Origin of the sequence: Paenibacillus sp. FSL R5-0341, assembly GCF_037975235.1 — a bacterium.
Taxonomy (GTDB): Bacteria; Bacillota; Bacilli; order Paenibacillales; family Paenibacillaceae; genus Paenibacillus; species Paenibacillus amylolyticus_A.
On record NZ_CP150241.1, the window covers coordinates 2,344,090 to 2,365,936 of the forward strand.

Annotated in this window: 22 protein-coding genes; 21 read left to right on the forward strand and 1 reads right to left on the reverse strand. The window is 46.4% G+C overall.

Going from position 1 to position 21,847, the window contains the following annotated elements; all coding sequences use genetic code 11:
- Nucleotides 1-23 precede the first annotated feature (23 nt).
- From smc to MKX75_RS10705, 11 genes are all read left to right on the forward strand, one after another.
- The gene (gene smc, locus MKX75_RS10655; protein ID WP_339169570.1) at nucleotides 24-3,593 is read left to right on the forward strand and encodes a chromosome segregation protein SMC; all 3,570 of its coding nucleotides are present in this window, start codon (nucleotides 24-26) and stop codon (nucleotides 3,591-3,593) included.
- A gap of 108 nt (nucleotides 3,594-3,701) precedes the next feature.
- Complete coding sequence (gene ftsY / locus MKX75_RS10660; protein ID WP_339169571.1) at nucleotides 3,702-4,715, forward strand: signal recognition particle-docking protein FtsY; 1,014 nt, start codon at nucleotides 3,702-3,704, stop codon at nucleotides 4,713-4,715.
- Between the two features lie 142 nt (nucleotides 4,716-4,857).
- Nucleotides 4,858-5,505, forward strand: coding sequence for a hemolysin III family protein (locus tag MKX75_RS10665; RefSeq protein ID WP_062833766.1), 648 nt, complete (start codon nucleotides 4,858-4,860; stop codon nucleotides 5,503-5,505).
- Nucleotides 5,506-5,766: 261 nt separating this feature from the next.
- Nucleotides 5,767-6,117, forward strand: coding sequence for a YlxM family DNA-binding protein (gene ylxM, locus MKX75_RS10670; protein ID WP_017689221.1), 351 nt, complete (start codon nucleotides 5,767-5,769; stop codon nucleotides 6,115-6,117).
- A gap of 63 nt (nucleotides 6,118-6,180) precedes the next feature.
- Nucleotides 6,181-7,557 (forward strand): signal recognition particle protein, encoded by a 1,377-nt coding sequence (ffh, locus tag MKX75_RS10675; protein ID WP_062833767.1) that lies wholly within the window; start codon nucleotides 6,181-6,183, stop codon nucleotides 7,555-7,557.
- A gap of 52 nt (nucleotides 7,558-7,609) precedes the next feature.
- The gene (rpsP, locus tag MKX75_RS10680) at nucleotides 7,610-7,882 is read left to right on the forward strand and encodes a 30S ribosomal protein S16 (protein ID WP_017689219.1); all 273 of its coding nucleotides are present in this window, start codon (nucleotides 7,610-7,612) and stop codon (nucleotides 7,880-7,882) included.
- Between the two features lie 23 nt (nucleotides 7,883-7,905).
- Nucleotides 7,906-8,136, forward strand: coding sequence for a KH domain-containing protein (locus MKX75_RS10685; protein ID WP_017689218.1), 231 nt, complete (start codon nucleotides 7,906-7,908; stop codon nucleotides 8,134-8,136).
- 301 nt (nucleotides 8,137-8,437) lie between these two features.
- Complete coding sequence (gene rimM / locus MKX75_RS10690; RefSeq protein WP_076208924.1) at nucleotides 8,438-8,950, forward strand: ribosome maturation factor RimM; 513 nt, start codon at nucleotides 8,438-8,440, stop codon at nucleotides 8,948-8,950.
- 1 nt (nucleotide 8,951) lies between these two features.
- The gene (gene trmD / locus MKX75_RS10695) at nucleotides 8,952-9,719 is read left to right on the forward strand and encodes a tRNA (guanosine(37)-N1)-methyltransferase TrmD (RefSeq protein WP_339169574.1); all 768 of its coding nucleotides are present in this window, start codon (nucleotides 8,952-8,954) and stop codon (nucleotides 9,717-9,719) included.
- A gap of 189 nt (nucleotides 9,720-9,908) precedes the next feature.
- Nucleotides 9,909-10,283, forward strand: a complete 375-nt coding sequence (locus MKX75_RS10700) for a VOC family protein (RefSeq protein WP_076330654.1) — start codon at nucleotides 9,909-9,911, stop codon at nucleotides 10,281-10,283.
- Nucleotides 10,284-10,439: 156 nt separating this feature from the next.
- Nucleotides 10,440-11,681: a hypothetical protein gene (locus MKX75_RS10705; protein ID WP_339169576.1), complete on the forward strand. Its 1,242-nt coding sequence runs from the start codon at nucleotides 10,440-10,442 to the stop codon at nucleotides 11,679-11,681.
- Nucleotides 11,682-11,690: 9 nt separating this feature from the next.
- On the opposite strand, the gene MKX75_RS10710 is transcribed toward MKX75_RS10705, so the two are convergent.
- Nucleotides 11,691-12,656: a polysaccharide deacetylase family protein gene (locus MKX75_RS10710; protein WP_339169577.1), complete on the reverse strand. Its 966-nt coding sequence runs from the start codon at nucleotides 12,654-12,656 to the stop codon at nucleotides 11,691-11,693.
- A gap of 348 nt (nucleotides 12,657-13,004) precedes the next feature.
- On the opposite strand from MKX75_RS10710, the gene rplS reads away from it, so the two are divergent.
- The 10 genes from rplS to MKX75_RS10760 all read left to right on the forward strand — a co-directional run bounded on the left by rplS (nucleotide 13,005) and on the right by MKX75_RS10760 (nucleotide 21,746).
- On the forward strand, nucleotides 13,005-13,346 hold the full coding sequence (gene rplS / locus MKX75_RS10715) for a 50S ribosomal protein L19 (RefSeq protein WP_024630190.1): 342 nt from the start codon (nucleotides 13,005-13,007) through the stop codon (nucleotides 13,344-13,346).
- 361 nt (nucleotides 13,347-13,707) lie between these two features.
- Entirely contained in the window at nucleotides 13,708-14,328 is a 621-nt protein-coding gene (gene lepB / locus MKX75_RS10720; RefSeq protein ID WP_062833773.1) for a signal peptidase I, read from the forward strand.
- 30 nt (nucleotides 14,329-14,358) lie between these two features.
- Nucleotides 14,359-15,222 carry a ribosome biogenesis GTPase YlqF gene (gene ylqF, locus MKX75_RS10725; RefSeq protein ID WP_062833774.1) on the forward strand — a complete coding sequence of 288 codons (864 nt, stop codon included), beginning with the start codon at nucleotides 14,359-14,361 and terminating at the stop codon, nucleotides 15,220-15,222.
- Between the two features lie 462 nt (nucleotides 15,223-15,684).
- A complete protein-coding gene (locus MKX75_RS10730; RefSeq protein WP_339169580.1) occupies nucleotides 15,685-16,386 on the forward strand; it encodes a ribonuclease HII in 702 nt (233 codons plus the stop codon).
- Between the two features lie 30 nt (nucleotides 16,387-16,416).
- Nucleotides 16,417-18,474, forward strand: coding sequence for a DNA ligase (locus MKX75_RS10735; protein WP_339169581.1), 2,058 nt, complete (start codon nucleotides 16,417-16,419; stop codon nucleotides 18,472-18,474).
- Nucleotides 18,471-18,782 (forward strand): EscU/YscU/HrcU family type III secretion system export apparatus switch protein, encoded by a 312-nt coding sequence (locus MKX75_RS10740; RefSeq protein ID WP_062833776.1) that lies wholly within the window; start codon nucleotides 18,471-18,473, stop codon nucleotides 18,780-18,782. Before MKX75_RS10735 ends, MKX75_RS10740 begins: the two co-directional genes overlap by 4 nt.
- A complete protein-coding gene (locus MKX75_RS10745) occupies nucleotides 18,776-19,174 on the forward strand; it encodes a YraN family protein (RefSeq protein ID WP_339169583.1) in 399 nt (132 codons plus the stop codon). The genes MKX75_RS10740 and MKX75_RS10745 overlap by 7 nt, the downstream gene beginning before the upstream one ends.
- 320 nt (nucleotides 19,175-19,494) lie before the next feature.
- Nucleotides 19,495-19,656, forward strand: a complete 162-nt coding sequence (locus MKX75_RS10750) for a paeninodin family lasso peptide (protein ID WP_339169585.1) — start codon at nucleotides 19,495-19,497, stop codon at nucleotides 19,654-19,656.
- A gap of 118 nt (nucleotides 19,657-19,774) precedes the next feature.
- Nucleotides 19,775-20,911, forward strand: a complete 1,137-nt coding sequence (locus MKX75_RS10755) for a carboxypeptidase-like regulatory domain-containing protein (RefSeq protein ID WP_339169586.1) — start codon at nucleotides 19,775-19,777, stop codon at nucleotides 20,909-20,911.
- 283 nt (nucleotides 20,912-21,194) lie between these two features.
- A complete protein-coding gene (locus MKX75_RS10760; RefSeq protein ID WP_339169588.1) occupies nucleotides 21,195-21,746 on the forward strand; it encodes a nitroreductase in 552 nt (183 codons plus the stop codon).
- The last annotated feature ends 101 nt before the right edge of the window (nucleotides 21,747-21,847 follow it).

Consider the following 21,847-nt stretch of genomic DNA (forward strand, 5'->3'; position numbering starts at 1 on the left):
AATAGGAGGTGACGAGAAACCCTATGTTTTTAAAACGGATTGAATTGGGTGGATTCAAGTCATTCGCCGACAAAACGGAGATGGAATTCGTTCGTGGCATTACGGCTGTTGTAGGTCCGAACGGAAGTGGTAAGAGTAATATATCGGACGGAATCCGCTGGGTTCTGGGGGAACAAAGTGCCAAGTCGCTACGTGGTGGCAAGATGGAAGATATCATTTTTGCAGGCAGTGATGCACGAAAGGCTGTTAATTTCGGCGAAGTTTCGCTAACGCTCGATAACGAGGATCACGCACTTGCATTGGATTTCGGTGAAGTGACGGTAACTCGTCGTGTACATCGCAGTGGAGATAGTGAGTATTTTATCAACAAACAATCTTGTCGTTTGAAGGATATCACGGAGTTGTTTATGGATACCGGCATTGGTAAAGAAGCCTACTCGATTATTGGACAGGGGCGAATCGAAGAGATTCTGAGTACCCGTTCAGAGGATCGCAGGGGCATTTTTGAAGAGGCTTCAGGTATCGTTAAATATAAATCCCGCAAGCGGGATGCTACGCGCAAACTGGATGAGACAGAGCAGAATTTGCTGCGGATTCATGATCTCGTGACCGAGTTGGAAGATCAGATTGGACCGCTTAAGGAACAATCGGAGAAAGCGATCCACTATAAGGAACTTCGTTCACAGCTCAAATCGCAGGAGATCTCGATGTATGTGTACCAGATCGAACAGATTCATGCTTCCTGGAGTAAGGCGAACGAAAGGCTGCAATCGCTAAAACAGGAAGAGGTTGGACTGGCGGCCATTGTCTCTACGCATGATGCCAAGCTGGAAAATGATCGGAATGCGCTGCGTATCCTGGAAACAGAGACAGAGCAACTGCAATCCGCATTATTGCAATTCAGTGAAGCGACGGAGAAAAGTGAAGGGCTTGGGGAACTGCTCAAAGAACGCTCGCACCATCTTCAAACGAATCAGGAGCAGCTCAAAGTAACGCTTGCCGCCAGCGAAGAGAGACATTCTGAACGGGAAACCGAGCTCCTTGCACTGCGTGACAAGTTTGGCAAGCTTGAGCATGAACTGAATGATGTGAGAAATCAGCTGTCGCAGGAAGAGGCCAAACTCATCGGTGTCACAGGCGGCATTAGCCAGCAGCAAGAGGAAAGCCTCAAAGGCAACTTGCTGGAACTGATGAATCAGATGGCCCAGACACGAAATGAAATTCGTTACGTGGACCAGCAGAAAGAAACGCTGGAGCGCAGAATGAATCGCGCGGCTGAGGAATCGGGCAAATGGGAAGATCAGAAGGAAACACTGGAGAGTCGCAAAGCGGACATTGAGAAAAAAGTTGTTCGCTTGGGCAAAGAAATCAGTGATCTACGTGGTGGTTACATTACGGAAAGTGAACGACTCCAGTCGCTGCAGAAGCTGCTCGAAGAAAGTCGGGGCACAGTCCGTAAATGGGAACAGAAACGTGAAGCACAGGTCTCCCGCCGCGATACGATGAAAGAGATGCAGGATGATTTTGACGGATTCATGCTGGGTGTCAAGGAGGTCCTCAAGGCTTCACGTAAAGGTACGCTGAGCGGTGTTCATGGAGCTGTGGCTGAACTCGTCAAAGTTCCAGAGAAGATTGAACTTGCGGTAGAGACAGCGATGGGCGCATCCTTGCAGCATGTGGTCATGGAAAATGAATCAGTTTCCAGACAGGCGATTGCTTTTCTGAAGCAACGTCAATTGGGCCGTGCAACGTTCCTGCCTCTGGATGTTATTCGTCCACGTGCCATTGGGGCGGCTGAACGTTCCATGATCGAAGGCATGGAGGGTTTTGTGGGGATCGGTGCTGATCTCGTACAATTCGAATCCAAGTATGCTTCGATCATTGGAAGTCTACTGGGTAATGTTATTATTGCCGAAACGCTGGAGGTCGCCAATAAAATTGCGGCTCGTTGCCAGTATCGTTTCCGGGTTGTGACACTTGAAGGTGACGTGGTCAATGCGGGTGGTTCCATGACCGGTGGTAGCCAGCACAAGAAAAATGTGAGTCTGCTCAGCCGGAAACGGCAGCTGGACCAGCTCGACCAGGATATTTTGGATACCGAAAATCAGATCGTGAAACTGCATCGCAGTGTGGATGATGTAAAAGTTCAACTGGAGCAGTGCCAGGACAAACTGGACGAACTTCGTCAGTCCGGTGACGATACCCGAAATGCAGAACAGCAGGCTTCGATGGAAATGAAGCAGGTAGAGCATGAGCTTCGCCACGTGCTAGAACAGGTTGCTGTTGCCGGGCAGGAGAAGAGCGGATTCACCGAAGAGATCAAAGAGCTGGATACGGCTCGCATCGTCGCTGTGAAGAAGCTGGAGCAGCTTGAAGAGGAAGAAAAAGCGACTCATCGTGCCATTCATGCAGCCGAGTTTGCTCGGAAAGCCAATGAATCCGCGAAGGAAGAATTGCAGAGCCAACTCACCGAATTGAAAGTGCGCGAAGGTAAGCTCGATCAGGAGCGGTTCTCTAATGGGGAACAATTGCGGCGTCTGGAGCGTGAAGTGGAGTCGCTGGTGAAAGATCTTCGTCAGAATCGCACGTTGCTGGCTTCGATGGAAGCAGATCTCAAGAAAACACAGACCGAGAGTGTCAAGCAGATTGAAGATCTGAACCAGTACAAGCTGAAAAAAGCGGAAGCTTCCCAAGAGCTGGACTTCAAACGTGCTGCGCGAAGTGAGTTGTCGAAGAAGCTTGAGCTTGCTGAAAGCGAAACGAAGGAACAGCGCACGCAGTTGAAAGCGGTGGAAGAGCAGATGCGACAGACGGAAATTTCCGTGAACCGCTTGGATGTTGAGCTGGAAAATATACTGCGGAAGCTGACGGATGAATACGAACTGGGCTATGAGCTCGCCAAAGAGCGTTATCCTGTACCGGAAGATGTGGAGCATACACAGGCAGAGGTACAGAAGCTCAAGCGCAGCATATCCGCCCTGGGTGAGGTTAACCTGGGAGCGATTGAGGAGTTCCAGCGGGTCAATGAGCGTTATGAGTTCCTGAGTGAACAGAAGAATGACCTGGTGGAAGCTAAAACAACGTTGTATCAGGTTATTCGGGAAATGGAAGACGAGATGGCGAAGCGATTCAAGATCACGTTTGATGCGATCCGCCGTGAGTTCGGTACCGTGTTTACCAAGCTGTTTGGCGGGGGACGTGCTGACCTTGTTCTGATGGACCCGGAGCGCTTGCTTGAAACGGGAATAGATATTGTGGCCCAGCCACCAGGCAAGAAACTGCAAAACCTGCAACTGTTATCTGGTGGGGAGCGGGCTTTGACGGCGATGGCTCTGTTATTTGCCATCCTGCATGTCAAACCTGTACCATTCTGCGTGCTGGATGAAGTAGAGGCAGCGCTGGACGAAGCTAACGTGGTACGTTTTGCCCAGTACTTGCGTGAGTTCTCCGAACAAACACAGTTCATCGTTGTTACCCATCGTAAAGGTACGATGGAAGAGGCTGATGTGCTGTACGGTGTTACGATGGAAGAGGGCGGCGTATCCAAGCTCGTTTCGGTTAAACTGGAAGATGAGGAAGCAATAATTGCCTGATCTGATCCAAACCTGCGAGACATATGAACTCATTGTAATCATTTAAATTTGATTTAGATTGAGCATCTTTGCAAAACGCTCAGATTATGGACACGATGGAGGGGCTTTATGAGTTTTTTTAAGAAGCTGAGAGACAGCATTGCAAGCAAAACGGAGTCGGTCACCAAACAGTTCAAGGATGGATTGGAAAAGACACGTAAAGGGCTTGTGGAAAAAGTGTCGGATCTCGTTATCCGCCGCAAAAAAATTGATGAAGAGTTCTATGAAGAATTGGAAGAGATCCTGATTGGAGCAGACGTTGGCGTGAATACGGTCATGAACCTGATCGAAGACCTGCGGGTTGAGGTGAAAAAACGTAAAATTGAGGACGCGGCTGAACTACAGCCTGTATTGTCCGAGAAACTGACGGATCTTCTTCGTGGTGAACAGAATAACGAACTGAAAATGAACCCGGATGGTATTACCGTCATTTTGTTCGTTGGCGTTAACGGTGTTGGTAAAACAACAACGATTGGCAAGCTGGCTCATCGCTTTAAACAGCAAGGTAAAAAAGTCATCATGGCAGCCGGAGATACGTTCCGTGCGGGAGCTATCGAACAGCTGGAAGTATGGGGACAACGTGCCGGTGTCGATGTGATCAAGCAGCAGTCCGGTTCTGATCCAGCAGCTGTTATGTATGATGCGGTGCAGGCAGCAAAACAACGGGGCGCAGATGTTCTCCTCTGTGATACAGCAGGTCGTTTGCAAAATAAATCTAACCTGATGGACGAGCTTAACAAGATCTATCGTGTCATTCAGCGTGAAATTCCGGAAGCTCCGCATGAAGTACTGATGGTACTGGATGCAACAACAGGTCAAAATGCCTTGAATCAGGCTAAACTTTTCGGTGAGAAAAGCGGCGTGACTGGTCTGGTACTGACGAAACTGGATGGAACAGCTAAGGGTGGGATCGTTGTTGCGATCCGTCAGGAACTGGACCTGCCAGTGAAACTCGTGGGACTGGGTGAGAAGATTGACGATCTGCAGCCGTTCGATTCGGAGCAATTCGTGCATGCCTTGTTTGCCGGATTGATCCAGGAACAGCCAGCTGAAGGTGCTCAAGAAGAGGAAGCTAATTCCTAGATCTTAATAAATGGAATAAATGAGTAGCGTTAGCCGTATTGCCAGTGATATACGTGATAAGTGTCACGTGTAATGTCACTGGCAATACGTGTATAATGGGAATATAAAAGGCAATGCTGTAGGGTTAGAAAGGACGGTTGAAATGGCCAATACTTATACCTATTCACGCCGTGAAGAAGTCGCCAATGCGGTGACACATGGAATCGGCGCTGCACTCAGTGTAGCTGCACTGGTGCTATTGATTGTATTTTCAAGTATCAAAGGCACGGCTTGGCATGTGGTCAGTTTCACGATCTACGGGATCACCATGCTGCTGCTCTATACGAGCTCAACACTCGTGCATGCATGGAAAGATGGAAAAGTGAAAGATTTATTCGAGATTTTCGACCATTCATCCATTTATTTGTTTATTGCCGGATCATATACTCCGCTTTTGTTTATTGCCGTTCGCGGCACACTTGGATGGACCTTGTTCGGTATAATCTGGGGAATCGCATTATTCGGCGTGATCTTTAAGGCGTTTTTTACGAAAAAGTTTCTATTCATGTCTACGATTTTCTATATCGCGATGGGCTGGCTCATCGTTATTGCCTGGCAACCGCTTATGGCTGCCATTCCTACTGGCGGAATCGTGTTGCTGGTTGCTGGAGGTCTGATGTATACACTGGGGACGCTATTTTATGTGTGGCGTGGATTTCCTTACCACCATGCGATTTGGCATCTCTTTGTGCTAGCAGGCAGTATTCTTCATTTCTTCATGGTACTGCTGTACCTGACACCACTTCGCTAGAACACCATAAACGGATGCATCTCCATTGGCTGGGACGCATTCGTTTTTCTTCTACATAGAGGTGGAGCGTGGAGGTTCAGATTGGATTTGCTTGTTATGAAAAAGGGCAGAAACCACCTGTTTAGCAGCGAAATGGGACGTCATCAGAGCTGTTTTTATTGTGACAAGTATTTTTGCTTGACAACCTGATTTGTTTTAGGTATTATTAGGAACGTTGCAAGAGTGTAAAGTGTTTTTCCTTGACGAAGGGAGTGCCCCGATGTGAGTCAAGAAAACCGGCTTGAGAAGACAAACCGGATTAACTTGCTGTTTGCTTTTTATGAATTGTTACTTACCGAGAAACAGCAGACTTTTCTAAAGTATTACTTTCATGACGATTTTTCACTTGGTGAAATTGCAGCCGAGTTTGAGATCAGCCGCCAGGCGGTATACGAGCATATCAAGCGTGCCGAACAAGTGCTGGAAAATTACGAAAGCAAGCTGGGCTTGCTGGAAAAGCATGAACGGCGTAATCGCAATCTTGAAGATTTGCAAAATGCATTGGAACGCGCAGGCGTCTCCATTGATAACAACAAACAAATACACGATATCGTTGCTCAGCTTAGTGAATGAAACTTTAGTTGAGCGGAACGTATCGGTCTGGAAAACAGTATTAAAGCTTAAGGAGGTGGGATCATGGCATTTGAAGGATTAACGACCCGATTACAGAATGTGTTCAGCAAGCTGCGCGGCAAAGGCAAGGTGTCTGATGAGGATGTAGCCGAGGCTATGCGCGAGGTACGTCTGGCATTGCTCGAAGCGGATGTAAACTTCAAAGTGGTCAAGGAATTCATCGCCAAGGTGAAAGAGAAGGCTGTTGGCAAAGAAGTGATGGAGAGCTTCACGCCAGGAATGGTCATCATCGACATCGTTAACAAGGAATTGACGGATTTGATGGGCGGAAGCCAGGCGAAATTGGCTAAAGCGAACAAACCGCCTACGGTGCTGATGATGGTTGGTTTGCAGGGTGCTGGTAAAACAACCACATCTGGTAAACTGGCTAAAATGCTGCAAAAGCAAAACAGCAGACCATTGCTTGTTGCAGGCGATATTTATCGTCCGGCAGCGATCAAACAGTTGCAAGTACTCGGCGAGCAGATCAAAGCGCCGGTATTCACACTGGGAGATCAGACAAGCCCTGTTGAGATTGCACGTCAAGGTCTTCAACATGCCAAAGATAACGGTAATGATTATGTCATTATCGATACAGCTGGACGTCTGCATGTCGATGAAGAGCTGATGGAAGAGCTTCGCCAGATTCACAGCGTAGTGAATCCGGATGAAGTACTGCTTGTCGTAGACAGTATGACAGGTCAGGATGCGGTTAACGTAGCAGAACACTTTAATCAGCAACTTAATCTGACCGGGGTTGTCTTGACTAAGCTGGATGGCGACACTCGTGGTGGTGCTGCACTTTCCGTCAAAGCAGTTACGGGTTGTCCAATCAAGTTTGCTTCCCTTGGAGAGAAACTTGACGCTTTGGAGCCGTTCCACCCGGAACGTATGGCTTCACGGATTCTCGGTATGGGTGATATGTTATCTCTGATTGAGAAAGCTCAATTAAACATTGATACCGATAAAGCCAAGGAAATGGAACGGAAGATGCGTAATGCAGAATTCACGTTTGAAGATTTCCTGGAGCAGATGGATCAAGTGAAAAAGCTGGGACCAATCGATCAGATCATGGATATGATTCCTGGCATGGGCAAGATGAAACAAGCCAAAGACTTGAAGGTTGATGATAAACAGATGGGCCGGATCGAAGCGATCGTCTACTCTATGACGACCGAAGAGAAACGGAACCCGGACATGATCAACCATAGCCGCCGGAAGCGTATTGCTACGGGTAGCGGAACATCTCTGGCTGAAGTAAATCGTCTGATCAAGCAGTTTGATGAGATGCGCCGCATGATGAAACAGTTCTCGGATATGATGGGACCTAAAGGCGGTAAAAATAAAGCTATGAAGCAGCTTAAAGGTATGGGTAAAGGAATGAAGTTTCCTTTCCGTTAATTAAGCGAAGCTAAATCATATACAGATTTCATTGAAGGAGGTGAATTTTCAAATGGCAGTTCGTATTCGTCTGAAACGTATGGGTGCTCACAAAGCTCCTTTCTACCGCGTAGTGGTATCGGATTCCCGTTCCCCACGTGACGGTCGTTTTATCGAGGAGATCGGTTACTACAACCCGGTTGAACAACCGGCTGTTGTTAAGATCGATGAAGATAAAGCATTGGCATGGCTTCAAAACGGTGCACAAGCATCTGACACTGTCCGCAACTTGCTTAGCAAAGCGGGCGTGATGAAGAAGTTCCACGAGTCTAAATTATCTAAATAAAGTGCTGATTCGGAGGGTCATCTATGGAAGAATTAGTAAGCATAATTGCTAAGGCTTTGGTCGATCATCCGGAAGATGTGACGGTTCGGACGGTTGAGAAAGACCGGCTTGTCGTTTATGAGTTAACTGTTCATCCTGACGATGTCGGGAAGGTAATTGGTAAACAGGGACGAATCGCAAAATCTCTTCGCACGGTCGTCACATCAGCAGCAGTTAAGATGGATAAACGGGTTACCGTTGATATCATATCTTAAAGATATACGAAAGGGGGTTAGGATGCATGTCCTAGCCCCTTTTCGTGCATGCTGAACTTAATATGTTGGATTAGATATTGAATTAAAATATTTTTGGGTATGAGTGACTTCGTAGCAGTGCAGGGGACGGGATCGATTCTAGAGAAGCGTTAGCGTTCGCCTTTATCACCTCATTTTCACCTTTTAAAGTAAGTTTGAAAAATGAGGGGGTAACAGCGATCGAAAGAACGAACCGTCGCCGGAACGATCATACGAGAGTTGAAGTGGCTGTTTAGTTTGATTTAATTTCGTAGGAGGAAATATGGCAGAGTTTATGAATGTAGGTAAAATCGTCAATACCCATGGAATTCGTGGCGAGGTAAGAATCATGCCTTTAACTGATTTCCCGGAAGTGCGTTTCGCGAAAAATGCAGAGTTGTTTTTCTTTACACCAGATAATCATCCAGTCATGGTCAACGTGGAATCTTCACGTTTGCATAAGAATATGTATATTCTTCGTCTCAAAGAGTATGGCAATATTAATGAAGTCGAGAAGTTTAAAGGCGGCATGGCCAAAGTGTTGAAAGAGAACCTGGCTGAGCTGGACGAAGGTGAATATTACTTCCATCAAATCGTTGGGTGTTCGGTCATCACCGAAGAGGGTGAAACGCTTGGGACTATCTCTGAAATTTTGACTCCTGGTGCTAATGATGTATGGGTTGTCAAAACGCCAGCAGGCAAAGAAGTACTGATTCCCGTTATTGATGATGTAGTACTTGATGTGGACATCGAACAGCAGCAAGTGAAGATTCACCTGATGGAAGGGCTGCTGTAACATGAAAGTGGATGTATTAACACTATTCCCGGAGATGTTTGACGGCGTATTCGGAGCAAGTATTCTGGGTAAAGCCCAAACGAAGGGCCTGGTATCCCTCGGTGCAACCAACTTCCGTAATTATGCGACCAATAAACACAATACGGTTGATGATGCTCCTTACGGTGGAGGTGGAGGCATGGTGCTGAAACCAGATCCGATCTTTGCTGCTGTTGAAGATGTGCTGGAGCAACGCGGAGAAGCCGGGGCAACCATGAAAGCTCCACGTATCATTTTAATGTGTCCGCAAGGTGAGACGTTTACACAGAAAAAAGCAGAAGAACTTGTACAGGAAGATCATCTGATTTTTATATGCGGACATTATGAAGGTTACGATGAGCGAATCCGCGAATTTCTCGTGACGGATGAACTATCCATTGGTGATTACGTACTCACGGGTGGGGAGTTGCCTGCTATGGTTGCGATTGACAGCATCGTACGTCTTATCCCCGGTGTGCTTGGCAATGAGACAAGCGCAGTAACCGATTCATTCAGCACCGGACTCCTGGAATATCCACATTACACACGTCCACCCGAGTTTAGGGGCATGAAAGTACCGGATATGCTGTTGTCAGGACATCACCTGAACATTGAGGCGTGGCGTAGAGAACAGTCTTTGCTTCGTACGTTAGAGCGTAGACCAGAGATGTTGGAAACGGCCGATTTGACGGACAAAGAGCGAATTTGGTTGAAAAAGATACGCTCAAACCGTGATAATAACACAGAGTAAATAAATGCATCCTTTAAACACGTAAATATATCTTTTTATAGCGTTCGAAAAGCTAACCTTGATACCAAGGTTAGCTTTTTTTTTATTTAAATTGTATGAAGAAAGCTGGATTTCGATTGGTCTATCCTATAAAATGGAGATATATTTTAAAACTAAGTTTCATTAAGTGAAACAAGAGGCGGTGTATGAATGACTTACAATATTATTGGTCTTGATCATATTCAGCTCGCAGCACCAGAAGGTTGTGAGGCAGAGGCGCGTCATTTTTTCAATAATGTATTGGGATGGACGGAGATCGCTAAACCTGAATCTCTAAGAAAACGGGGTGGTGTATGGTTTGAGTGTGGCAGACACCAAGTGCATATTGGCGTACAAAAAGATTTCATTCCCGCTAAAAAAGCTCATCCGGCATTTCATGTACAACATTTGGATCAGTTGCGTGATCATCTGAATGATAACCATATTCATATTGTCGATGACGAAGCAAGGGTAGATGAAGGTGTACGACGATTCTATATAAATGATCCTTTTGGCAATCGTCTTGAGTTCTTAGAGTGGGTATGAATCATTCGTTTAAATCGGTTATTGTTGACATGAGCACTTTCTTGCAGGTTTGAACATTTTTGCATGACCACATAATAGGGTTGTAAAAATAAGGGGTTTTCTTTATGGTGAACTCAGCTGGATTTGAATAATAACGATACGCTGAGGAGGAAGGTTATGAATCATCAGCCTTATGAAATCGCCAGAGTAGATATTAGCCAAGCCGGAGAACGCTGCAAAATGCTTTTGGGAGATCTAAATGGGGACGGCAGACTTGAGATGTTGCTTGTACAGGCAGATGGAGGAATAGACGATCGGTATGTTCCACATCAGGTCTGTTGCTTGACTGCGTTTGATCTGGAAGGAACATTACTATGGCAGGTGGGGACTCCCGATCCGAACGCAGGCGGTCCGGGCTCGGACTATCCCGCTCAGATCGCAGACTGGGATGGGGATGGAAATAATGAAGTATTGTGTGTCATGGACAAACAATTTCTCGTGTTGAATGGTGAGACTGGAGAGATCAAAGAAACACATGATCTGCCAGGTGATGAAGCACATGATTGCATTATTCTCGCCAACCTGACGGGTAACCAGCAGAAAATGGACATTATACTGAAAGACCGTTATAAGACGTTATGGGCACTCGACCATGAATTCAATTTGTTATGGAAGCATGAAGGGAATCCAGGGCATTTTCCATGGGTATATGATATTGATGGAGACGGTAAGGATGAAGTGATGGCCGGATATGACATGCTGGATCATGATGGGACGTTGTTATGGTCTTGTCAGAATCTTGATGATCATGCCGACTGTATATGGTTTGGAGATGTTGACGGTGATGGGCAAGTCGAGGTTGTTATTGGTGGCAGTGTCACGGTCATGATGGACCACTACGGTAATGAGAAATGGCGTTATGAAGATTCGATTGAATCACAGCATATTGCGCTGGGCCATTTTTGTACTGGAATGGAAGGTTTACAGGTTGCAGGCTTGGACCGGATTGTGCGGGGGGATGAGAATGGTAAGGATGGAATGTTCATGCTGGACAGCAAAGGGAAAGAAATATGGAAAGAAAATCGCACGACTCGTGGATGGTTAACGATTATAGAGCCTGTATGTAACTGGGATGAAGGCGGACTCGATTATATTTTGGCATATCGCCGAGGTGGAGATGTATTGCCTGCTTTGGTGGATGGAAATATGAAAACGGTTACTGAATTCCCGAAAGAGGGATATGTGGTACATGCAGACCTGGTTCAGACGGGGAAAGAACAGATCATCATCTATGACGCACGGGAAGCAGTGGTGTATGCCAGCTCTCCGATGACATTATCACTTGCTGATGCAAAAAGAGCCAAGCCACAGCTTAAAAGGCTGTATAGCTCGACTCTGTATCCCGGGGGTGAAGTTTAAATCTAGGTTTCATTGGTCATTCTGCGATGCAGCGAATCCGTTCTGCGGACTGGATTCGGGCTGAAGCAAGGATGCCAGGTCAGTACCTGTCGTGACCGTCAAGCGAGGTAGCTTCATGGGATGATCTCCTGGATGCACAAATCCAGACTTTACGGTCAAGGCCATACGATATCCATGTTGTTGTAACTTGTAGATCATCTGTGTACTGGTATAGCCAAAAGGATAGGCCAGATAAGGTGTGTCTATTCCGGTTTGCTTCATTTGCTGGATATCATCATCCAGAAGACGGGTGTCCAGACCGACGGGTACACTGTTACCACAGCGCATAAATCCCTTGTGATGCAGGTTATAGGTATGGCTGTTGAATTCAAATACGTCAGTTGCCGCCTGCATCTCTGGCTTGGAGATGAAGCTGTTAATGGCAGGATCAAATACCGAAGGTTGCTCCTGAATTTTACTGCCTATGACAAACAATGAGGCGTGGAAATTATATTTTTGAAGCACAGGGTAAGCTAACGTATAATTGTTCTGGTATCCATCATCAAAGGTAATTACAATGGACTTTTGTGGTAGGGAGATCTTTCCGTTGACATATTGTTCAAGCTGATCCAGTGTAATCGTACGGTAGCCTTCATCATGCAGGTATTTCATATTTTGCTCGAAATCCTCCAAATTAATGATGGATTTATTACCTGTTTCGTGATTGTTCAGTTTGGGCTCTATGTAATGATACATCAGTACAGGCACTTCTGTAGCGGTACCATGTTCAATCTTGAAGGTAGAACGATCCAGCGTAGATTGGCTAGAGAAGTCAGTGTGTGATAGCTGGAATGCTTTGCCTTTGACCATATCCCAGGAGGTACAGGCTTTGTGTGACATGGCATTCGTAGGATGAGTTACGGCATATGCATATAGTGTAATGGAGCATGTGAGTATGGCGAGTACAGCAAGCGTGATCTTTTTCCAATATTTCATGAGTCTTTGGGTTCTCCTTTGAAGTGGTCATTAAGTTATATCATAGACGATATTTCTGTACGGGAGGTTACATTATTTTTTCCTGAATCAGGTTGACATGCTGAAGAGAGTGTTTATAAATTGCCATGTGGGAGAATGTATTTTAGAATGATGTCTATATGTGATGGATGAGTTTCAAAGCGGCAGATTGAACAATAGGCATTTTGTTTAATTTGTCTTGTGTTTTGATATGCTGCGTGATACAATAAGTCTGTTATGTGGAATACGGCGGTCCTCTATGGATAATGAAGGAGACAAGGTGATCTCTGGAAGAAGTATGAACGCCTGTACGGAAGGAGGGAGTCATAGATGAATATCGTTCAAGCGATTACACAAGAACAACTTCGTAAGGATATTCCGAGTTTTCGTCCTGGTGACACTTTGAAAGTGCACGTTAAGGTAATCGAGGGAACTCGTGAGCGTATCCAATTGTTCGAAGGTGTTGTGATTAAACGCCGTGGTGGTGGAATCAGTGAGACTTTTACAGTTCGTAAAATTTCTTACGGTGTAGGTGTGGAAAGAGCTTTCCCGCTTCATTCCCCTAAAATCGATAGAATCGAAGTGGCTCGCCGTGGTAAAGTGCGTCGTGCGAAGCTTTATTATCTTCGTGAACTACGCGGTAAAGCAGCGAGAATTAAAGAAATTCGTTAATATAACGGATACCGGGAAGGGCTTGGAGACAAGCCCTTTTCGTTTTTGTCCGGGAAAAGTTGAACCGGAGGTACACTTCCGAGTAAAATGGTATGGCAACACATGCAGGGAATAGTCCGGGAGGCTTGTAAAATCAGTTATTGAAGTGTGTGTTCAAAAGACCGGTTTCAGTACCGACTTTTTGAACAACCTCTTGAAGGCATTTGAATTGTGGATTAAATGTACTGTAATGCTTGGTGTAAGATTACATAACTGATGTGAATATGATGTATCCATTCCATGAGTGATTGGTTGGAATGATGCAGAATGCTGGATGTGTGTACTGCTATAAACATGTACTGTGAAGAGAGGAAGATCTTGAATGGAACAAGAAGTTCAACATGACCGGGGAAATCCTGCCGAAGAGAAAGACAGTCGATCCAAAAAAGCTAAAAATGAAATTGTTGAATGGCTCAAAGCCATCGTTATCGCATTAGTTCTCGTCATTCTGATTCGGTGGTTGCTCTTCAAACCGTTTGTTGTGGACGGACCGTCCATGCAGCCGAACTTTGAAACGGGTGAACGGGTGATCGTCAACGAAATCTTATATGATATCAGAGAACCGAAGCGCGGTGAGGTTATCGTCTTCCACGTACCAACCGAAGGTCGAGATTTCATTAAACGTGTTATTGCTGTAGAAGGTGATACGGTGGAGGTTCAGGACGATACCGTGATGGTTAACGGTAAAAAGGTTGATGAAACGTATATTCAAGGAGCCATTGATGCTGCTGAAGCGAATGGTGGAACATATAATGTGAAGGATTTCCCGAATGAGCAGTTCCCTGATGGCAAAGTGCCGGCAGGTCATGTGTTTGTTATGGGAGACAACCGTCCAAATAGTACAGACAGCCGTATGATCGGTTATGTTTCGTTAGAAGATATTATTGGTCGTGCAGATGTGATTTTCTGGCCGATCGGTGAGATCAAGTGGATTAACCACTGAAATTGAAGTAAATAATGAGGTGAAGACAAGGTGACGATACAATGGTTTCCAGGTCATATGACTCGAGCCAGACGCCAGATTCAGGATAAGTTAAAGCTCATCGACGTGGTCATCGAACTATTGGATGCCCGTCTGCCTGTCTCCAGCCGTAATCCGATGATTGACGAAATATTGCTGGACAAACCCCGGATGATTTTGTTGAACAAATCGGATTTGGCAGATGCTAAAGTGACGCAAGAATGGATCGAATATTTTAAAAAAGAAGGAATTACCGCCTTTCCTGTGGATGCCTCGACAGGCACCAACGTTAAAGACATTCCAGTACAGGCGAAGCTGCTTCTGAAAGAAAAAATTGATCGTCAAATTGCCAAGGGAATTAACCCTCGTGCGGTTCGCGGATTGATTGTGGGTATTCCGAATGTTGGTAAATCAACCCTGATTAACCGACTGGCTGGACGGAGTATTGCGTTAACAGGAGATCGTCCTGGTGTCACGAAGGGGCAACAGTGGATCAAGGTAGGCAAAGAAATGGAGCTATTGGATACTCCAGGTATTCTTTGGCCCAAGTTCGAAGATCAGAATGTAGGTTATCGTCTTGCCGTAACAGGTGCGATCAAAGAGGAAATTCTGAATGCAGAGGATATCGCCTTTTTTGGAATCAGCTACCTGATGCGTTACTACTGGGACGCCCTGGAAGAGAGATATGGACTGCAGGAGTTTTCCAAGGATGCAGATGATTCAGACAGTGTTATTGCGATTATGGAACAAGTCGGCCGTGTCCGTGGTTGTGTTGTAAGCGGTGGACGCATCGATCTGGAAAAGGCATCGCGAGCATTTCTGCGAGAACTGCGAGCGGGTAAAATGGGACGTTTCTCCATGGAAGCTCCTTATTAAAAAATGGACTCTACACGATGAAGATCAACATCCTCATCTGTTCATTTCATATATACACGTGCCGAAAGAAGCGGCCGTTACCGGATTACCGGGAGCGGTCGTTTTTTTTGTATCAAAACTCGGAAGTAGAAACGGAAATTGCGTTAAAAACGATAAAAATGGAAGAGGATTGAAGAAGAGTACGCTTAATGGAATTGCCTGACCTATATATCAGGTGTGTCAAAATCGTGCTATGATAAATGGTGGTGCAATTTAAATTAGACGAGGTCTGATATATTCAATTTAAACCATCAAATACCGATAAATGAAGACATCACTATCTTTATTATTGTAAACCTCAAGGAAAAGTTTTGCTAAGAGATACAGGTTGTACAGAACAAAGACAGAGAATCTACGTCTATATTATAAAAAGTTGTAAGTGATACGCATGCTGAAGAAGCGTGGGTAGAGGAGATGAGTGTTATGGGTGAAAATAATGAAGAGATCGGGTTGAATCTACTGGATACCCCGGTTGGACCGAGGAAGAAAAAAGAAGCCAGTGAACCTCGAGATCTGTTGCTCTACGAGCGGGAGTATTGGGACAGTGGATTTGAACGTATTGCTGGTATTGATGAGGTAGGACGGGGATGCTTGTTTGGGGATGTTGTCGCAGCGGCGGTTATTTTACCGAAGGATCTCATTCTGGAAGGTGTGAATGACTCCAAGAAATTGACAGAGAAAAAACGTGATGCACTATATGACGTCATTATGGAAAAGGCACTAGCGGTAGGAATCGGATATGCGGATGCAGAAACGATTGACCGCCTTAACATTAAGCAGGCTGCGAGACTCGCGATGAAACGTGCAATTGAAGCATTGGGAGAACTTCCTGATTATATGCTGGTGGATGCCGAGAAGGTGGATCTGAATGTACCTCAACTGTCCATTATTAAAGGTGACGCCAATAGTCAATCGATCGCAGCGGCATCTATTATTGCCAAGGTAACGCGAGATCGGCTGTGTAAGGAAGAATGGGATACGTTATATCCGGAATATGGTTTGTCGGTACATAAAGGATATGCAACAAAAGTTCATCGGGAGCAAATTATGGCGTTGGGGGCAACCCCGATGCATCGGCGCAGTTTTCTGGGCAATCTGCTTGGAGAGCAGCAATCGTTGTTTTAAAAGAGGTTTGAAGGAAGGAGGGGGAGAGATTTGAATATCGGTTCCATGATTAAGGGGTTAATGGGAGATAGTAAGCCCGGCAATGCCAAACCGCTTGAATTAAAGGAAGGTCAGGTGGTTCGTGGCTCCGTCGTTAGTGTATCCGATGATGGGGGAGAAGCGGTTCTGCAGATTCAAGGTGTGCAGGTGCGCGCCAAGTTGGAGACTCCACTCCGTCCGGGTGAGACTACGTTGCTTCAAGTACAGCCTCCAGGTGAAAATGGCATAACGGTAATGAAACCTATGGCGGGAACACTTGCTGAGCTGCCACAAGCTTCGCTGAACAACCTGCTTAAGGATGTAGGACTGCCGGATACGAAAGGAAATCGGGAACTGTTACTTGCCATGCAGCGTAGCGGATTACCGTTAACGAAGGATAATGTAGCTATGGTCCAAAATATGATGACAGCTAAACCTGCACAGGTACCTGTGGAAGAATGGGTACAGGCGACGGGAATTGCTTTTCAGCGTGGTCTCCCGGTTACGGCGGAAACGGTAAAAGGATTACATCAGACGGTGTTTGGCCCCCCTCTGCATCAGTTGTTAAGCGGGTTGGCTGATCAGTTGGAAACGATGTTGACTCAAACAACAGGTAAACCGGCATTGCCTGGAGAACAATTGGCTGTCATGAAACCAGCTATTGTGGCTGGTGTGCCTGTATTGCCGAATGCAGCGCAGATGGAAGAAGGGTTGGCTGCATCAGGCAATGGTCGTCAGGTAACGGGATCCGGAACACCTGCTTTGTCGACACAACAAGGACAAGCGGCATTGGCAGGAGCTATATCTATGACGGATGGCGGGGCAGAGGATGCAGCTAATGCGGTGAAAGGAAACCTGCAGGCCGGCGGAGGAACAGGAAATGCTGAAGCCGGGGCAAAGGCAGTTGCCAGCAACGTTGAAACGGCTGGCAAAGGGGGCGCAGGTATTCCGTCTGGAACCGGAATACCTGGAGAGGGCCCGCGCGGGGCTGACGCGGGCCAAGCTGGGAGCCGCCCGGGTACACCAGGGGCGGCAGCAGAATCTGTGGCTGGCCGTGTAAATACAGGCCAGCCTGAAGCAGGCGCGGCCGGCCGGACTGACGGCCGCGCTGAAACGCCTGCTGCTGTGGGGACTCCGTCCGCAGCAGGCCAGGCGGCGCCAGCAGCGCCTACGGCAGCGCAGCTGGCGCCCAAGCTGCTGGCGCTGCTGGACGCCCTGCGCAGCGCGTCCACTGCCGCACCGGCACAGCCTGGTGCGGCAGCACAGGCCGCCCCTGCATCGCAGGGCGGCCAAGCGGCTGCGGCTGCCGGAGGCGTGCCGCAGCCGTTGCCAGCCGGCGCTGATGCGCCGCCGGCTGGCGGTAGTGCCGCAGCACCTGCGGGAGCTGCGGCAGTGCCCGCGCCTGTCACCCACGGGGGGGACCCGTGGGTGGGGCGCGTGCTGAAGCTGCTCGGTGCGGAGCACGAGCAGCAGGCTGTTCACGGCGCGGCAGCGCAGCCGCGCGTGGGGGATGCGGCGAGTCCGGCAAATGCGGACACGCTGAAGGGCTTGCTGCTGCAGCTTGCCAGCAGCGACGGTGCACCGGCGGCGCTCAAGGATGCCGCCGGACAAGCGGTGCAATATCTGACAGGTCAGCAGTTATTGCTGACGACAGATCGCAGCGCTACGTTTGCACAGATGCATTGGTTTATTCCTATTACCGGACCAGATGGGGAAGAAACGGCTTCCGTTCAGATTCAATCTCGTCGTGGACCTCGCGGAGAATTGGATGCGTCTAACTGTCGTCTATGGTTCGATCTGGATATGAAAAGTCTTGGGCCTACACTGGTAGATGTACATGTGGTTAACAATATTGTCAGTTTGCGTGTATTGAATGATCGCGAAGGGATGGGGCCACTCCTGGAGAGTGGACGAGACGTAATCCATCAGGCATTGGATAAGCTGGGCTATCAATTGCTAACTTTCAAGACGGAACCGTGGCCTGCGGGCCAGGAGCCGGGCGCGGAGCGGAAAATGACGGCCTCGGACTATAGTCCTGAACGTTACAAAGGGGTGGACTTGAAAGTATGAAGGATGAGTCGCCACAACCGGATCTGCTCTCCAAAAAAGCGGTTGCCCTAAAATATGTTCCTGGAGAGAGCGAAGCGCCCGTTGTTGTAGCCAAGGGCCGCGGCAAAGTGGCAGAAGCCATTCTGGACAAAGCCAAGGAAAACGGGGTGGCTGTTCAGGAGGATGCAGCACTCGTGGAAGTGCTCTCCAAATTGGATCTGGATGAACAAATTCCAGCAGAATTATATCAATTGGTAGCAGAGGTTCTAACGTATGTCTATCGTGCAGATCGACTGGCTTCAGGACGTGAGGAAGACGAGTCATGGTAGAACATAGATCAGGCAAGGAGTCGGAACTGAGGCTTACACGACAGCAGAAGGGACGATTAGGCGAAGAAGCTGCTTGTCACTGGTTGCGAGAGAACGACTATCGAATCATTAGACAGAACTGGCGTTGCCGTAGCGGTGAGATTGATATCATTGCTTCCAGTGAGGGCCTGATTGTCTTTGTAGAAGTAAGAAGCAGAAGTGGAGCCGCTCAGTATGGTACACCTCAGGAATCGGTCGATATGCGTAAAATGCAGCAGGTGCGTTCAACCGCATCCGTTTATTTACAAATGACAGGAGAGACAGACCATCAGATCCGCTTTGATGTAATTGCGGTAATGCTTGACCGAGCAGGAGAGACGGTCTCTGTGAATCATATTATTAATGCTTTTTGAGCATTACACTCAAAGTCGTTGTCGTAATTAAAGATACGTAATGTATCATTTTTAATGTGGATCCATAGGTTATTTCAAAGTACAAGTTTAATTATGTGTTATAATTGCATTTGTTTTAGTTTTGAAATTAGTTATTATGCTAAAGCCGTAGTTCCTCTTCATACAGGAGCTGCGGCTTTTTTTGATTTAACTATGAAATCACAAAACAGAGGATAGAGCAGGATGATAAAAACATTGTATTTCAGAAATTTATAGATACAAAATGTATCGTTTGTAATAAAATAAGAAAGTTGAAATTTAAAGAGAGGTTGGTGGGATGTATGAAAGAGCTTCAGAATACTTCGAACAACACAGTAAAACAAGTATGGGAGTACCCTCGGATGGAAGTGCTGGATATCAGTGACACCATGAACGGTGGACAGGGGATTTGGCAATATGTTTGGGACGGAGAATTCTGGAAGCTTGAACTTATGGTCAGTTAATTAAAGAGGCTAAAGAGGAATGTTTGATCCATAAAAATAAATGGTGAGGTGTAGTGAGAAAATGCATAAAAGTATCAAACGGATAATTCGACTAAGTACACTATCTTTATGTTTCATTTTGTTTGGAATCATGTATTCCGGAGTTTCTTATGCAGCCGATCCGTCTAGCCAGGCAAGTGTATCAGGAAAAGTGATTGATCGTCAGGGATTACCTGTCAAGGACGCTACTGTCAAGTATTGGCTTAATTATCGTGGGGATACGTCAGAGAAAAGCGTGAAGACGGATGGGAATGGACTGTATCGTATTATAGAGTCCGTTGAAGACTATACGGACATTACTTTTGTAGTTGAAGCAGAGGGTTATGTGACTTACAGACACTATAGCTCCTACGGATTGTCTGGTGGAGAACAAATACAGCTAAATTTTTATATTTATGAACCCTCCACGATTGTGGGAACTGTCAAAGATCAGGCAGGCAGACCTGTTCCGGATGCGCGCATAAAAGTAACAAGTGTCTTTGATCGTATAGTGAAAACTGATCAGCAAGGTCGATACGCGGTTACAGGAATTGATTACGCCTATAATCCGAACACTGCAATATGGGTAGATGCCGATGATTATATGTTATATGAACAGGATCGCTTGGGTGTCCGTGAGGGGGGAACCTTAAGATTGGATGTTGTTTTGACTGAAGCAGCACACGTACGAGGAAAGGTTGTTGATGAAGCGGGTAATCCGATAAGTGGGGCTAAAGTTAATGCCGGAGGTTCGGCAACAACAGATGCTAAAGGCAATTATTTTATTAAGCGCGTGCCAACAGGAATCAGAACAATAACGGGAGAGGCAACCGGATACTTAAAATCGAGCCAAAGTGTTACCCTCGTACAAGGAGATCATAATACGTTTAATATCGTACTTAAGAAAGATGCGGACATTACGCCGCCTGTAACCAAATACAGATTAGTTCCTATAACAGATACAGTTAATGGGAAGCTATACATCAAAGGATTTACATTCAGACTACAGGCAACAGACGAAGTCAAAGGTTCGGGCGTAAAAACAACGCAATATCGAATCAATGGGGGAGAATGGAAGAACTATGAAGGACCCGTCAAGTTTTATGCCCCTGATGTCAAGGTGGTAGAGTACTATAGTACAGATGTTGCAGGTAACCAGGAGAAGTACAACAAAATGGATTTTGTTAATGGCACATTTGAAGGGAATGGCACGTTTGAAGGGGAGAGTTACGATTGATTACTCGTTGATATGATATGTGAATGTATAACATGAGAATAAAAGACGGCTCTGACTTGATGATCCCTCGTGGTGAATCAAGATTCAACAGTCGTCTTTTCTGTTACTAATGACCTTACGGTAATGACCTCTGCCGCTCCTTTGAATCTCATGAACAGAAGGGTGTATAATCAAGAATGTAATCTAACGTTCTAATCTTTTGATTTGCCATAAACGAATTGTTCCAGACCGTAAGCCATCTTTACGGGTACAGATCATAATTATAGTCAGGGAGGCACGGCCGATGAGTAAAGCTACGAAAACAACAAATGAAGTCAGGAATGCGATTCAAAACCGTCGTACGGTGAAAAAGTTTAAGAAAGAAGCTGTCCCTACACAGCAAATCATAGAGTTGCTGGATACGGCAGTTTGGGCTCCTAATCATAAATTGCGTGAACCTTGGAGATTTTTGTTGTTTACCGGAAATGGGCGCAAAAAGCTGGCTGAGGCCATTGATGCAGAAATGGGAGAAGACAACAAATTCTCAGCCAATATTACGCAAGTCCCTGCCGTTATGCTTGTTGTTCTGGAGGAAGATCCAAGACAGAATATTTGGGACGAAGACTTTGCTGCGGTAAGTGCACTAGTGCAGAACTTTATGCTTGCAGCCTGGAGTGAAGACATTGGTACGTTCTGGGTGACCAAGCCATTCCTGTACGCTCCCAAATTCCGCAAACCTCTTGGCATAGAGGCGGGTGAGAAGATTATAGGTATGATCTATATGGGATATCCTGATGTTATTCCTTCTGCCAAAGAACGCACACCAGCCAAGGACAAAGTGACTCTTTTTGAATAATGAACTATTGTAATACGTAAGCTACAGCCAAGTCCCTATCAGTTCTAGAAAATTAACGTACAAGTCCCTTTCTTCATGAAAAAATAGGGCTTGTACGTTTT